12 protein-coding genes and 1 riboswitch are annotated in these 12,919 nt (G+C 54.6%); of the genes, 5 read left to right on the top strand and 7 right to left on the bottom strand.

Annotated elements, in window-relative coordinates:
- Positions 1-5: 5 nt before the first annotated feature.
- Positions 6-818 (bottom strand): signal peptidase I, encoded by an 813-nt coding sequence (lepB, locus tag ccrud_RS08865; protein ID WP_066566420.1) that lies wholly within the window; start codon positions 816-818, stop codon positions 6-8.
- Positions 819-1,025: 207 nt separating this feature from the next.
- Positions 1,026-1,367 carry a 50S ribosomal protein L19 gene (gene rplS, locus ccrud_RS08870; RefSeq protein WP_066566423.1) on the bottom strand — a complete coding sequence of 114 codons (342 nt, stop codon included), beginning with the start codon at positions 1,365-1,367 and terminating at the stop codon, positions 1,026-1,028.
- A gap of 248 nt (positions 1,368-1,615) precedes the next feature.
- Positions 1,616-1,728: riboswitch (TPP riboswitch) on the top strand.
- A gap of 1 nt (position 1,729) precedes the next feature.
- Between rplS and ccrud_RS08875 the strand changes: the two genes are divergently transcribed.
- Genes ccrud_RS08875 through ccrud_RS08895 form a run of 5 tightly spaced genes read left to right on the top strand, consistent with a single transcriptional unit; the run spans position 1,730 to position 5,589 of the window.
- Positions 1,730-2,395 (top strand): thiamine phosphate synthase, encoded by a 666-nt coding sequence (locus tag ccrud_RS08875; protein ID WP_066566425.1) that lies wholly within the window; start codon positions 1,730-1,732, stop codon positions 2,393-2,395.
- Positions 2,392-3,516: a glycine oxidase ThiO gene (gene thiO / locus ccrud_RS08880; protein ID WP_003861894.1), complete on the top strand. Its 1,125-nt coding sequence runs from the start codon at positions 2,392-2,394 to the stop codon at positions 3,514-3,516. The genes ccrud_RS08875 and thiO overlap by 4 nt, the downstream gene beginning before the upstream one ends.
- A 13-nt stretch (positions 3,517-3,529) precedes the next feature.
- Complete coding sequence (thiS, locus tag ccrud_RS08885) at positions 3,530-3,727, top strand: sulfur carrier protein ThiS (RefSeq protein ID WP_003857586.1); 198 nt, start codon at positions 3,530-3,532, stop codon at positions 3,725-3,727.
- A gap of 1 nt (position 3,728) precedes the next feature.
- The gene (locus ccrud_RS08890; RefSeq protein WP_003857587.1) at positions 3,729-4,511 is read left to right on the top strand and encodes a thiazole synthase; all 783 of its coding nucleotides are present in this window, start codon (positions 3,729-3,731) and stop codon (positions 4,509-4,511) included.
- A gap of 1 nt (position 4,512) precedes the next feature.
- On the top strand, positions 4,513-5,589 hold the full coding sequence (locus ccrud_RS08895; RefSeq protein WP_066566427.1) for a ThiF family adenylyltransferase: 1,077 nt from the start codon (positions 4,513-4,515) through the stop codon (positions 5,587-5,589).
- A 262-nt stretch (positions 5,590-5,851) separates the two neighbouring features.
- Here ccrud_RS08895 and ccrud_RS08900 read toward each other — a convergent pair whose 3' ends face one another.
- From ccrud_RS08900 to ccrud_RS08920, 5 genes are all read right to left on the bottom strand, one after another.
- The gene (locus tag ccrud_RS08900; RefSeq protein ID WP_066566430.1) at positions 5,852-8,128 is read right to left on the bottom strand and encodes a Tex family protein; all 2,277 of its coding nucleotides are present in this window, start codon (positions 8,126-8,128) and stop codon (positions 5,852-5,854) included.
- A 10-nt stretch (positions 8,129-8,138) separates the two neighbouring features.
- Positions 8,139-9,116, bottom strand: coding sequence for a LacI family DNA-binding transcriptional regulator (locus tag ccrud_RS08905; RefSeq protein WP_066566433.1), 978 nt, complete (start codon positions 9,114-9,116; stop codon positions 8,139-8,141).
- Positions 9,117-9,151: 35 nt separating this feature from the next.
- Positions 9,152-10,639, bottom strand: coding sequence for an anion permease (locus ccrud_RS08910; protein ID WP_157776019.1), 1,488 nt, complete (start codon positions 10,637-10,639; stop codon positions 9,152-9,154).
- A gap of 46 nt (positions 10,640-10,685) precedes the next feature.
- Positions 10,686-12,041 (bottom strand): class-II fumarase/aspartase family protein, encoded by a 1,356-nt coding sequence (locus ccrud_RS08915; protein WP_245670221.1) that lies wholly within the window; start codon positions 12,039-12,041, stop codon positions 10,686-10,688.
- A 492-nt stretch (positions 12,042-12,533) separates the two neighbouring features.
- Positions 12,534-12,914 carry a hypothetical protein gene (locus ccrud_RS08920; protein ID WP_066566435.1) on the bottom strand — a complete coding sequence of 127 codons (381 nt, stop codon included), beginning with the start codon at positions 12,912-12,914 and terminating at the stop codon, positions 12,534-12,536.
- Positions 12,915-12,919 lie beyond the last annotated feature (5 nt).

A 12,919-nucleotide genomic window follows, 5' to 3' on the forward strand; every position in this document is an offset into this window, starting at 1 on the left:
ATATTTTAGCTTTGAATGGCAGGATCGTCGATGCTGCCGATTCGGCTAAATGGCAGCACGATGGCCTGAACCTTGCCCTTGATGTGATCCTCCGGAATGGTTCCCTGGTACTCATCGCCCAAGTGATAGCGAGAATCCATGGAATTTGTGCGGTTATCGCCCATCATGAAGTAATTTCCTTCAGGAACGGTGAGCGGGCCGAAGTAGTTGCCACCACATTCAGTAGAGCCAGAGGTCTCATCAATTGGGAACTGCGCAGGCTGCAGCGTATAGCTATCATCTACTTCTTTACCATCAACCATAATTCCCAGATCGCCTTCTTGGCACGACACGGTCTGTCCGCCAGAAGCAATAATGCGCTTAACCAAATCATTTTCGTCTGGTGCCACTAATCCCACATAAGAGCCAAGATTTTGCAGACCACGAATCACAGAATTATCCGAGCGCTGCGTAGTAAAACCAACGTTCCAAGAATCGGTGCCCTTGAAAACAACGACATCACCAGGCTCTGGATCAGAGAAGTAATAACTGACCTTTTCCACAAGAATACGATCACCAGTACAGCCATCACAGCCGTGCAATGTCGGCTCCATGGAACCACTCGGGATCATGTACATACGTCCCACGAAAGTCTGCAGCACGAAAATCAACGCCAAGGTCAAAACAACAACAATAGGAATCTCGATGTACCACGGCGTTGGTTTTGATTCTTTTTTAGATTTTCCAGCACGTCGATTGGCACGACCTCCACTTGCAGCGTTTCCTGCGGAGGACTGGGTAGGATCGTCGGCATTTGATGCACTAGAAAAATCGGTCACGAGGATTCACTCTATCAGCAATACTTTGACACAGATCAGGTACAAGACCATCCCGGCGTTATCCCCCAGGATTCCGCTGTAGTCTAGGTGCAGGAATAGTGCGGGCAAAGTGCGGGATGAAAAACAAAGAAACCCCTAGTTATTCACACAAGGTAAATAACTAGGGGCTGGTCAGGTGTTATTTATGCACCAACCAAACGCTAAAAATTAGCGCTTCTCCTTAATACGTGCAGCCTTGCCGCGCAGTTCGCGCAGGTAGTACAGCTTCGCACGACGAACATCGCCACGACGGGTAACTTCGATCTTCTCGATGTTTGGGGAGTGTACTGGGAAAGTACGCTCAACGCCGATGCCGAAGGAAACCTTACGGACGGTGAAGGTCTCGCGGATTCCGCCGCCCTGACGACGAATGACAACACCCTTGAAAAGCTGGGTACGGGTGTTAGCGCCTTCAATAACCTTGACGTGAACGTCGAGGGAATCGCCAGCACGGAATGCAGGAATGTCTTCGCGCAGGGATGCTGCGTCGATCTTATCCAGAATGTTCATATAAACAATCCTTTTACTAGTAGGGAAAGAGGACCCTGGCGGCACTTTCCCAGGATTGGGATGCTCGGCCGGTTCGTTTCCGTTTCAATTTTCGAAGCTGTCACGTTTGCCCAACGTGAGTTGGGGTTTGCACAGTCAACTGAAATATTCTTTCACATGTGTGCCTTGGTTTTCAAACTGGGGTCTGTTCCCCTCACTTGGGTGCACTAACCGTTGACAAATCTTGGTTGTCGGGCTTGACTGGTGGCGACTTACCCCACGGGTGCCCAATGCATTGGGCTGAGATTGCGCGCTGTTGCTGCGCGGGACCGTTCGAACCTGTCTGGTTAACACCAGCGAAGGAAGCGAGGATTGATTGTCCCGTGTTTGAAAATCGTTTTGACCTGCGTTGTTATGTTGTGACTGGCGCGGGCTCGGTGGATGAGGTTGTGCACACTGCGTCTGCTGCGGCTCGTGGTGGCGCGGGTGTGGTGCAGGTGCGTTCAAAGCCTATTTCGCCAGAAGCGATGAGCGAGTTGGCATCTCGGGTTGCGCTTGAGGTTGCGCGGTGCAGCCCAACAACGAGGGTGCTTATCGACGACCACCTCCACGTTGCTTCTTCCTTAATGCGCGAAGGACTCCCGATTCACGGTGTGCATCTTGGGCAGGATGATGTGTCGGTGCTTGAGGCTCGTGAGTTGTTGGGGCCTGAGGCGATCATTGGGTTGACCACTGGAACCCTAGAACTTGTGGCGGCGGCGAATGAGCTGTCCGATGTGTTGGATTACATCGGTGCTGGGCCGTTTCGGAAGACTCCCACCAAGGATTCAGGTCGGCCACCGATTGGCCTTGCGGGTTATCCCCCTTTGGTGGAATTGTCCAAGGTGCCGATCGTTGCGATTGGTGATGTCACCCCTGCCGATGTGCGCGCTCTCAGCGCAACCGGTGTGGCTGGCATTGCCATGGTGCGGGCTTTTTCTGAATCTGATGATCCACAGCAGGTCGCTGAAAATGTGGTGGCCAACTTTGAATTAGGAAGGCTCTCATGAAAAAGCATGCGATTATTATCGGCGGCGGAATCATTGGGTTGACCACCTGCTTTGAATTCCAGGAGGCTGGTTACCAAGTCACGTTGATTGATCCTGACCCAATTTCCGGTGCGACTCATCATGCCGGCGGAATGTTGGCCCCCACCGCGGAGGTGCAGTATCAGCAACATGATCTGATTTTGTTGATGAAGGAATCCGCTCGCCTATACCCAGACCTCCTCCAAAGAGTGTCTAAATACACGGACTTGCCCACTGGGTATCGCACTGATGGAACCCTTCTTATCGGTGCGGACCGCGCGGATGGCATGCATGTTGCGGAGTTGATTAAGTACATGCATTTGAAGGATTTGCCTGTCGATGTGTTGACTACTCGTCAGGCAAGGGCTGCGGAGCCAGCGTTGTCGCCGAGGATTTCCAAGGTGGTCAGCATTGATGGGGATCATCAGCTGTCGCCGCGTCTGTATGCCCGGGCGTTATTGGATGCCATTTTGCAACGCGGTGCGGAGCATATTGCCGACGCTGTGATCTCTATTGATGGCCACGATCCGTGTTTGACCGTGACGATGAATTCGGGGGTGAGGGTTGCGTCGAAAAGCGTTGTTGTTTTGGCGGCGGGCCTGGGCGCCGCAAGCATTCCCGGCTGGTTTGAGGGCGCGAACCCATTGCAGTTGAGGCCGGTGTACGGCGATATTGTGCGCGTGCGCGTGCCGGAGCGACTGCAGCCGATGGTCACCAAGGTGGTGCGCGGGTTTGTGGAAGATCGTCAGATTTATATCATTCCGCGTACCGATGGCACCCTCGCGATCGGCGCGACAAGCCGTGAGGATCACCCGCAACCTCGAACGGGCGCAGTGCATGATTTGCTACGCGATGCTATCCGTTTGATTCCGGGCATTGAAGAAACCGAATTTATCGAAGTCACCTGCGGCGCCCGCCCCGGCACCCCGGATGACCTGCCGTACCTGGGATGGGTTGGATCCAATGTGATTGCGTCCACAGGATATTTCCGCCACGGAATTTTGCTGTCAGCCCTTGGTGCGCGCGCTGCCGTTGATATGGCAACCAACCAGCCACTGTTCCCCACTCTTGATGTGTGCGATCCGTTTCGCCACCAAATTTAAGGATTTTTCACAAGTGATTACCTACACCTTCAATGGCACATCTATGCGCTCTTCCGAATTGACCGTGGAGCAATTGGTCCACCAAGAAATCGGCCACGACACCGGAGTCGCCGTGGCAATCAACGCCGCGGTCGTACCCAGATCCCAGTGGTCACGCGCCATTTGTGACAACGATTCCGTAGAAGTTCTCACCGCAATTCAGGGAGGTTAAAATGCTGCATATTGCTGATAAAACTTTCGATTCCCACCTCATCATGGGCACCGGCGGAGCTACCTCTCAGGCGTTGCTGGAGGAATCCCTTGTCGCCAGTGGAACTCAATTGACCACCGTGGCGATGCGTCGACACCAAGCAACCACCTCTAGCGGAGAATCCATCTTTGCCATGCTGCGCCGCCTCGAGATCGCCCTTCTCCCCAATACCGCAGGCTGCCGCACTGCCCGCGACGCCGTCCTCACTGCACAATTGGCTCGGGAAGCCCTCGATACCAACTGGGTGAAAGTGGAGGTCATCGCCGATGAACACACATTGCTGCCCGACACCGTTGAGCTTCTTGATGCCTGCGAACTCCTCGTCCACGACGGCTTCACCGTTCTGGCTTATACCTCTGACGATCCCATCACTGCCAGCCGACTAGAAGACTGTGGCGTTGCAGCTGTCATGCCATTGGGCTCCCCGATCGGAACCGGCCTGGGCATTCTCAACCCGCACAACATTGAACTGATTTGCAGCCGCGCGAGCGTACCCGTGATCCTCGACGCCGGTGTAGGCACTGCCTCTGATGCCACACTCGCAATGGAACTCGGCTGCGACGGCGTCCTTCTGGCCTCCGCTATCAACCGCGCCCAAAATCCCGTCGCGATGGCCGAATCCATGTTCCACGCCGTTGAAGCCGGAAGATTAGCCGCTCAAGCAGGCCGGATCCCGCAACGCCAACATGCGGTGGCCTCATCAAGTTTTGAAGGTTTGGCATCCTGGGCGGAGCAGGTGCTTTAACATGGCGCAGCTTCCCACATCTGAGCTTCACCGCACGGCCCGCCAACTCGCGCTCCCCGGATATGGCATTGAGCAGCAGGAACGACTTTTCAACGCCCACGTTCTAGTCATCGGCGCAGGCGGTCTCGGCTGCCCAGTCATGCAGTCGCTGGCTTCCGCAGGCGTTGGAACCATCACGGTCATCGATGACGACACCGTCGACATTTCCAACATTCACCGCCAAATCCTCTTCGGCGCAAGCGATGTCGGTCGACCCAAGGTCGAGGTTGCCGCCGAGCGCCTCAAAGAACTCCAATCAGACATCACCGTCAACGCGTTGCACGAACGGATCACTCCAGAAAACGCCTGCGAGCTGCTCAATTCCGTGGACCTCGTCTTAGACGGCTCCGATTCTTTCTCCACAAAATACTTAGTGTCTGATGCCGCCGAAATCACCGGAACTCCCCTCATCTGGGCAACGGTACTGCGCTTTCACGGCGAACTGGCACTCTTCAACTCTGGCCCCGACCACCGCGGAGTCGGCCTGCGCGACGTCTTCCCCGAACAACCCTCCGCCGATTTCGTCCCCGACTGCGCCACCGCTGGTGTTCTTGGCGCCACCACAGCCACCATCGGCGCACTCATGGCCACTCACGCCATCGGATTTCTCACAGAAATCGGCGACGTCCAACCAGGCACAATCCTCTCCTACGACGCATTCCCCGCCACCACGCGCAGCTTCCGCGTCTCCGCCGACCCGGCGCGCCCACTGGTCACCCGCCTCCGCGCCTCCTACGAGGCAGCGCGCACCGATACAACTTCGCTTATCGACGCCACCCTCAACGGCTCCCTCACCTCCCTCGATATCCGAGAGCCACATGAAGTTCTGCTCAAAGACCTCCCCGAGGGCGCAACGTCACTGAAGCTCCCCTTAAGCCAGATCACCTCGGACAGCGACATTTTAGAGGCACTGTCTGGAATCGACGGCGACATTTTGGTCTACTGCGCTTCGGGAATCCGCAGTTCCGACTTCATCGACAACTACTCCCACCTCGGCCACAAATTTGTGAATCTTCCCGGTGGGGTCAACGCGCTGTAGCTGTCAATTTAAGAGGCCAGAATTCTGGGATGAGTCAAAGTATGGCCTGCGCACTTTGAGGCGCTCAGAGGCGATTCTGTGAGGTCACTTTCTCGTGCCCCCAACTCATTTTTTGCGGTACTTCACGGCAGGCTGCCTGATTAGACCAAGACGCCCTCTGGCGAATCAGCCCTTCGCCTAATGCTGCACTAATCCTCTCTCGAAATGTGAGATTCAGACCAAGGGGAGCTTGAGAACACTCCCGCTTGGTTTGAAAGTTGCCTTAGCCACCGAGGCCGGCGCGTCGTAAAGCATCTGCCATGGAACCTGTGGCGGGCTTAGCGGACTGTTTTTGCGGAGCTCGCTGCTGTTTGGCTGGTCGGGTTCCGCGCTTTTGCAGAGCTGGGGCACCGGGTTCATCGGTCAAGCGGAGGGAAAGACCGATGCGTTTGCGGTCGACGTCAACTTCCATGACCTTTACCTTCACGACCTCACCAGAGCGAACAACTTCGTGGGGGTTGGAGATGAATTTGTCGCTCATCGCGGAAACGTGAACGAGGCCATCTTGGTGCACTCCCACGTCAACGAATGCGCCGAACGCCGCAACGTTGGTGACAGTTCCTTCCAGGATCATGCCGGGTGTGAGGTCGGAGATTTTCTCCACGCCTTCTTTGAAGCTGGCTGTTTTGAATTCTGGGCGGGGGTCGCGTCCGGGTTTATCCAGCTCGGCGATGATGTCGGTGACGGTGGGGATGCCGAATCGTTCATCAGCGAAATCAGCGGGCTTCAATTTGGCAAGCACCGCAGTGTTTCCGATCAATCCTGCGACATCCAATCCGGTAGCCTTCGCGATGTTGCGGACAACTGGGTACGCCTCGGGGTGAACAGCGGAGGCGTCGAGAGGGTCGGTGGATCCAGAAATGCGGAGGAAGCCAGCACACTGTTCAAAGGCTTTGGGTCCCAGGCGAGGAACTTTGTTCAGTTCTTTTCGGGAGGAGAATCCACCGTTTTCGTTGCGGTAGGCCACGATGTTGTTTGCCAAGGTGGAGGTCACTCCGGCAACTCGGGTAAGAAGTGGTGCGGATGCGGTGTTGAGGTTAACTCCGACTGCGTTTACTGCGTCTTCGACGACACCATCAAGGGTTTTGGCAAGTGCAACCTGGTTGACATCGTGTTGGTACTGGCCGACTCCGATGGCTTTGGGCTCAATCTTGACGAGCTCCGCCAGTGGATCCTGGAGTCGCCTCGCGATAGAAACTGCACCGCGCAGGGAGACGTCCATGTCGGGGAATTCTTCGGCTGCGATCGGTGATGCCGAGTACACAGATGCGCCCGATTCGGAGACCACCACGGGAGTTGGTCGCTTGCCACCTGCGGCTTTGATCATGTCTGCCACTTCGCCGGCGAGTTTTTCCGTTTCCCTCGAGGCGGTTCCGTTGCCAATCGCCATGAGTTCCACACCGTGAGTCGCGCACAGGTTAGCCAGTTCAGATACGGCTTCCTTCCAGCGGTTTTGGGGCTGGTGTGGGTAGACGATCGTGGTGGCAACATCCTTACCGGTGGAATCCACGACAGCTACTTTCACACCGTTGCGGAATCCCGGGTCAAGGCCAATTGTGGAGCGCTGACCAGCGGGAGCTGCAAGGAGAACGTCGCGGAGGTTGGTGGCAAACACATCGAGTGCGCCTTCCTCTGCTTTTTCTTTCAGACGCATGCGCACATCCAATCCGGAGGACACATACAGTTTGGTGCGCCAACCCCAGCGCACAGCCTCAGCCAGCCAGCTAGAAGTCTGGGTGTCCAGGGAGAATCGGTCGGCGATCAAACCTTCGTAGATTGTGTCGTCGCCCGCATCGAGGTTGAGGCTCAGCACACCTTCGTTTTCACCGCGCAGCAGCGCCAAAATTCGGTGAGATGGAAGCTTGTCAAAAGGTTCGGAAAACTCAAAGTAGTCCTTGAACTTTGCGCCTTCCTGCTCCTTGCCCGCCACCACCGATGCTGACATGGAACCCGCGCGATACATTTGCTCACGCACCTCGCCCACCAAATCGGCATCGAGCGCGAAGCGGTCAATCAAAATGGCGCGAGCACCATCCAAAACTTTTTTGGAATCCTCAAAGCCCTCAGTCGTAAATGCAGCTGCCTGCGCTGCGGCGTCGAGGGACGGGGCGTCGATAAGCTTATCGACGAGCCCCTCCAGGCCCGCCTCCCTAGCGATATCAGCCTTCGTCTTGCGCCGTTTTTTGAACGGCAGGTACAGATCCTCCAGGCGAGCCTTGGTGTCGCATCCCAAAATCAGCGAGCGTAAATCATCGGTGAGTTTGCCTTGTTCCTCAATCGCAGCGAGGATGCTTTGTTTGCGATCCTCCAGCTCACGGAGGTAACTGAGGCGTTCTTCCAGGTCACGCAGTTGGGTATCATCGAGTCCCCCAGTGATTTCCTTGCGGTACCTGGCGATGAACGGAACGGTGTTTCCTTCATCCAAGAGCTTGATGGCGGCCTCGACTTGTTCATCTTTAACGCCGAGTTCGAGAGCAATCGTTCGAGAAATTGATGACATTTGGGCAATTCTACCCGGAATGTGTGCTCGACCCCCGAAGGATCACCTGCCCCTGCAAAACCACATCGCCGGTGGGAAGTTCAGGATTTTCAATCAGATCCACCAACAAGCGCACGGCTTCTTTCCCCATTTCCTCATGCGGTGGAACAAACGTGGTGATCCCAGCGCCGACGAAGCTGTACCACTCAGGATCGTCATAACCACCAATCACCACATCGTGGGGAACGCGGACATTCAGGCGAGTAAAAGCACGCATCACCCCAGCCATCAGCCGAGGAGACGCCACAATCAAAGCATCGGGAAGGCCGTTGTTAAACACCACCTGAGCCATCTCTTCGCCAGATTCGACAGAATAGTGGCCAAAATGGAACGTCACCTCAGCCCCATATATCGACGCCGCATGACTAATACCGCGCATTCGTTCCTGCGTGGTGGAAAGTGATTCTTCACCAACCAAAGCAGCAATGTTCATTCCGCTGCCGCCCAGCACCGACTCGGTCAGCTGGAAAAACCCAGCCTCATCATCACACGACACCCGAGGGAAACCAGGACCCAATTCACCACGAGTCAACTGCACCATGGGGATTCCTTCAGGAGCAATTGAGCCGACCACTGGAACGTGGATAATTCCTGCAGCTTGAATCGAAATCAACGATTCCATCACCACGTCCTGCGCCTGCACACTGTTGGCCTCCGCAACCAGCATTTGATAGCCAGCAGCTTTCAGATCCTGCTGAATAGTCTGCAGCGATTCCGAATAATACTCATTGGACAAATCCGGAACAATGACCCCCACCAAGGCACTGCGATGTTCCCGCAACGCCTTGGCCAGCTGATTTGGTACATAGTTCAGCTCTTTAGCCGCCGCCTGAACTTTCTCCCGCGTCTGCGGGGACACATAACCCTTGCCAGATAGGGCCCTCGAGGCTGTGGCGTAACCGACGCCAGCTAACTCAGCCACTTCCTTGAGGCTCGATTTTGCTGACATCTTCACACACCCTTACCTTTTGCCTTTGACTTCGATTACCAGAGTCCGATGACATTCATCCACAAACCACCGATAACCAACCAGATTGTGATCGATACGGCACCAGCAATTGCCGAGGTCCGCCACCACTCACCCACCGTGATGTAGTTCAAACCAAACAATGTTGGCGAAGGACCACCAGAATACTGAGTGAGTGAAGAGAACAAATTGGAGGTGTACGCCAACACCAGGGCCGCCATCAAAGGAGGCGCACCAATCGCAATCGCAGCACCCAGGAAGGCCAAGTACATCGCAGAAATATGTGCCGTTGCCGAGGCGAAGAAATAGTGGCTAAAGAAGTAGATCAAGACCAGCACAACTAGCGCGACAACCCAGTTCATACCACCCAAACTGGAAGCAATCACCTCAGAAATCCACGCGATGAATCCGTACTGCGACAACGCTGTTGCCATCATGTACAGCACCGCGAACCACACCATGGTGTCCCACGCAGTCTTTTCTTGAATGATGTCCTCCCACGTCAATACGTGAGCCAGCAGCAAGATGATGACACCAACAAATGCGGTGGTGGTTGCAGAGATTCCCAAGACCAAATCGCCACCTGTCCAGAGCAGCAGCAACACGACAAAGGTTCCCGACAGCACCTTCTCACCATAAGTAAACCCACCCAATTGCTTGAGTTCATCAGAAGCCATTTTCTTGACCTCAGGGGTGTCCTTCAACTCAGGTGGATAAATCTTGTACACCACCCACGGCACCACAATGAGCGCCACTAAACCAGGCACAATCGCACCCACAGCCCAGTTTGTCCACGTGATATTGACATCCATCTGCGACGCCAAAGAGGCGATCAAGGGGTTTCCTGCCATTGCAGTTAGAAACATCGCGCACGTAATCGCATTTACCTGTCCCACATTCAGCGCCAAGAACGCGCCAGCTCTGCGACGAGTTGGGCCAGGAGTGGAATCATAAGTCAATGCCACCGACTTCATAATCGGAGCCATAATGCCACCACCTCGGGCAGTTGCTGATGGAATCGCAGGAGCCAAGACCAAGTCCGCGAGCGCCAAACCATAGGTCACACCCAGCATTTTTCCGCCGACTTTAGACACGAAGAACAACGCTATTCGACGTCCAAGCCCCGTCTTGATGAATCCACGCGAAATCAGGAACGCCATCACAATCAGCCAAATGGTGCCGTTACTGAAACCAATAAGGCCATACACCGCGCCGGGATCATCAGAAGGCGCAGTCAACGGCACCAAACCAGTCAACACCGCGGCGATCATGCCGATAATTGTCACGGCACCCATTGGCATTGGCTTGAGAATAATCGCCACAATCGTCGCGATGAACAGGCCAAACATCCGCCACGCTTGATCCGTGAGTGCTTCAGGGTGCGGGGCAAACCACATGGCAACCACAATCAACGCTGGAATTCCCAACTTGATTAGAAGATTGCTCCAATGGGACCTGGCAGGTGCATTAACACCTTGGGATTGGTTCTTGATCGGTGTACTCATCGTGCGTAAACTCCTGAACGATTCGAGTTGTTAAAGTTTTGGGTTGTTAAAATTGGGCATTCCAGGCGGCGACAGCTGCATTCACCATGGATTGTGCTTCGCCGACATAGTCTGCAGGCTGCGCAAAATTCTTAGGCAACAGGTCTTCGACCCCATGTTGAACTGCAATTATCGGCAGTACTTCTTCCAGCGTGGTGTGCTCTTCACGAGCCTTTGTGGATGCTTCATAGACCAAGTCATGAGCTTTCTCACGCCCCAGAGCAGGAGCTAGTTGAATCATCTGAGCTTCCGCCATGATCAATCCACCATCAAAAGCCAAGTTCGAGGACATACGATCTGTATCCACTCGCATTCCTTCAGCCACCACAATGGCTTCATCGAGTGCAGCGCCAGCTAGATTGGCCAACGTTGGAATGACAAGCCATTCTCCCTGCCACTCTCCTGCTGCTCGTTCATGTCCCGATTCCTGAAGCCGTGGCAAAGTCGAGGTCAAGGCACCCGCCACCACTGAAATACCAATCATGAGCTCGGAAGAAATCGGGTTGACTTTCTGAGGCATCGTGGAAGATGCACCCCGATGGGAGTTGTAAGGCTCAAAAACTTCTCCGATTTCAGTTCGGGAAAGATCCACGATGTTTCGGCCAAATTTTGCCATCGATCCACACAGCGTTGAGCACACCCATCCGAAGTCCCCAAGCACATCGCGTTCCACATGCCATGACACCACCGGGTCCTTCAGATCCAACAGGCGAGCCATCTCTGCACGAACCGTTGCCGCTTGTTCGCCTTGTGCTGCGTTGTTTCCACCAGCACCAAACAGCGAAATGACTCGCACGCGCTCGAGTGCTTCCTCAAGTCGTTCCCTCTGCCTGCGGATTTGATCCAAAAAGGTAGCGAGGGTTGCTCCAAATGTCGTGGGAATTGCCTGCTGAGCATGGGTGCGTCCCGGCATCACGGTGTCTTTGTGCTCTTCAGCCCGTGCTGCCAGTGCATTCCCCAGACGCACGATCTGTTTATCAAGGGCGTTCAAAGAGGCAGTCATTTGCAACACCAGTCCAGTGTCCATGATGTCTTGGGTCGTGGCGCCGTAGTGGACTCGCCCGTTGGGGCCTTCTGGAAGGTGACTTGCGATTTGTCTTACCAAGCCAAGGATGGGGTAGCCGACATTTTTGGCATCTTCCCACAGCTTCTCGCGGTCAATGTTGGAAAGGACTGCCGCCTGGTTGATCTGTGCAGCATCGTCTTCAGTAATCACGTCATGGCGGGCTTGAGCAGTTGCGAGTGCTCTCTCCGTGGCCAACCAGCTTTCGATTGTGGCATCTGAAGAAAATATTTCTAGTTGAGTGTCATTTCCTGCGTACTGCCAAAGTTGGGAGAATGGGGCTTTGTCAGTGGGATACATTGTGCGCGCTCCTAGCACCTATGGGATTGTGTGGAATCGTTTCCACCTTCCATATGAAATCGTATCCACAAAGGTATGATGATCGCTATTCCTGGAGCCGAAAAGTAGGAAAACTCACACTTGCCCCACGCGGCGTTTTAAGCGCTCAGATTTGAGGAACATACCCGAGGGTCGATCCAGTCGAATTACCCCCCTCAAACGGTCATATAAAACATCATCATTTCCGCATGTAATGGGCGATTTTGACACCTGTGAGATCCCTGATCAAGAATCCGACCAGCTAGCATACCTGAAGCTATAAATCGAACGGATTTTTGCATCAGAACTCAACATTCGTGCAAATTTTCGACCGATTTCGGGTCCCCACCACCCAAATCGGTCGGATTTTTGCATCTCACCATACACCCCGGTGCGGATCCAGCATTTTCGACAGTGCCCCTCCCGAAAAGCATTTCCTCCAGGACGGTGGGCTAACTGACAAAACTTAGAAAACTAACCCCGATGCTGCCACGCGCATGATGCGTTAACGCCAGGTTCGGTCGCACCTTCAAGGGAAGTTCCATACCAGTAGATCCCCTGAGGCAACGCCCCCACCACCTTTTTGGTGAGGTCTTTAAGCTCCAGGTCGGAGGAGCCGTTAATTACTAGGCGGTGGAGCACTTCCACAATTGGTGGGTGGCCCTCTAGCTGGGAGAACTGGGTGACAAGCATGTTGTCGGGTTCGCAGGTGAGGTCAACGATCTGGGAGTGGATTTCAGAGGCTGCGAATCCGGACTCACTCAATTTCGCTGGTAGGTTTTCTAGCACTTTGTCCCATTCGCTGGGGACGATGAGGATGTTGAGGTCGGTTGAAACTTCTCGCATGGTGGTCATATTCC

The organism is Corynebacterium crudilactis, assembly GCF_001643015.1.
GTDB classification, from domain to species: domain Bacteria; phylum Actinomycetota; class Actinomycetes; order Mycobacteriales; family Mycobacteriaceae; genus Corynebacterium; species Corynebacterium crudilactis.

Bases quoted from the DNA above. Each gene is read 5' to 3' on its own strand.
- rplS (WP_066566423.1), bottom strand. From the start codon at position 1,367: ATGAACATTCTGGATAAGATCGACGCAGCATCCCTGCGCGAAGACATT.
- thiO (WP_003861894.1), top strand. From the start codon at position 2,392: ATGAAAAAGCATGCGATTATTATCGGCGGCGGAATCATTGGGTTGACC.
- ccrud_RS08890 (WP_003857587.1), top strand. From the start codon at position 3,729: ATGCTGCATATTGCTGATAAAACTTTCGATTCCCACCTCATCATGGGC.
- ccrud_RS08895 (WP_066566427.1), top strand. From the start codon at position 4,513: ATGGCGCAGCTTCCCACATCTGAGCTTCACCGCACGGCCCGCCAACTC.
- ccrud_RS08900 (WP_066566430.1), bottom strand. From the start codon at position 8,128: ATGTCATCAATTTCTCGAACGATTGCTCTCGAACTCGGCGTTAAAGAT.
- ccrud_RS08905 (WP_066566433.1), bottom strand. From the start codon at position 9,116: ATGTCAGCAAAATCGAGCCTCAAGGAAGTGGCTGAGTTAGCTGGCGTC.
- ccrud_RS08910 (WP_157776019.1), bottom strand. From the start codon at position 10,639: ATGAGTACACCGATCAAGAACCAATCCCAAGGTGTTAATGCACCTGCC.
- ccrud_RS08915 (WP_245670221.1), bottom strand. From the start codon at position 12,041: ATGTATCCCACTGACAAAGCCCCATTCTCCCAACTTTGGCAGTACGCA.
- ccrud_RS08920 (WP_066566435.1), bottom strand. From the start codon at position 12,914: ATGACCACCATGCGAGAAGTTTCAACCGACCTCAACATCCTCATCGTC.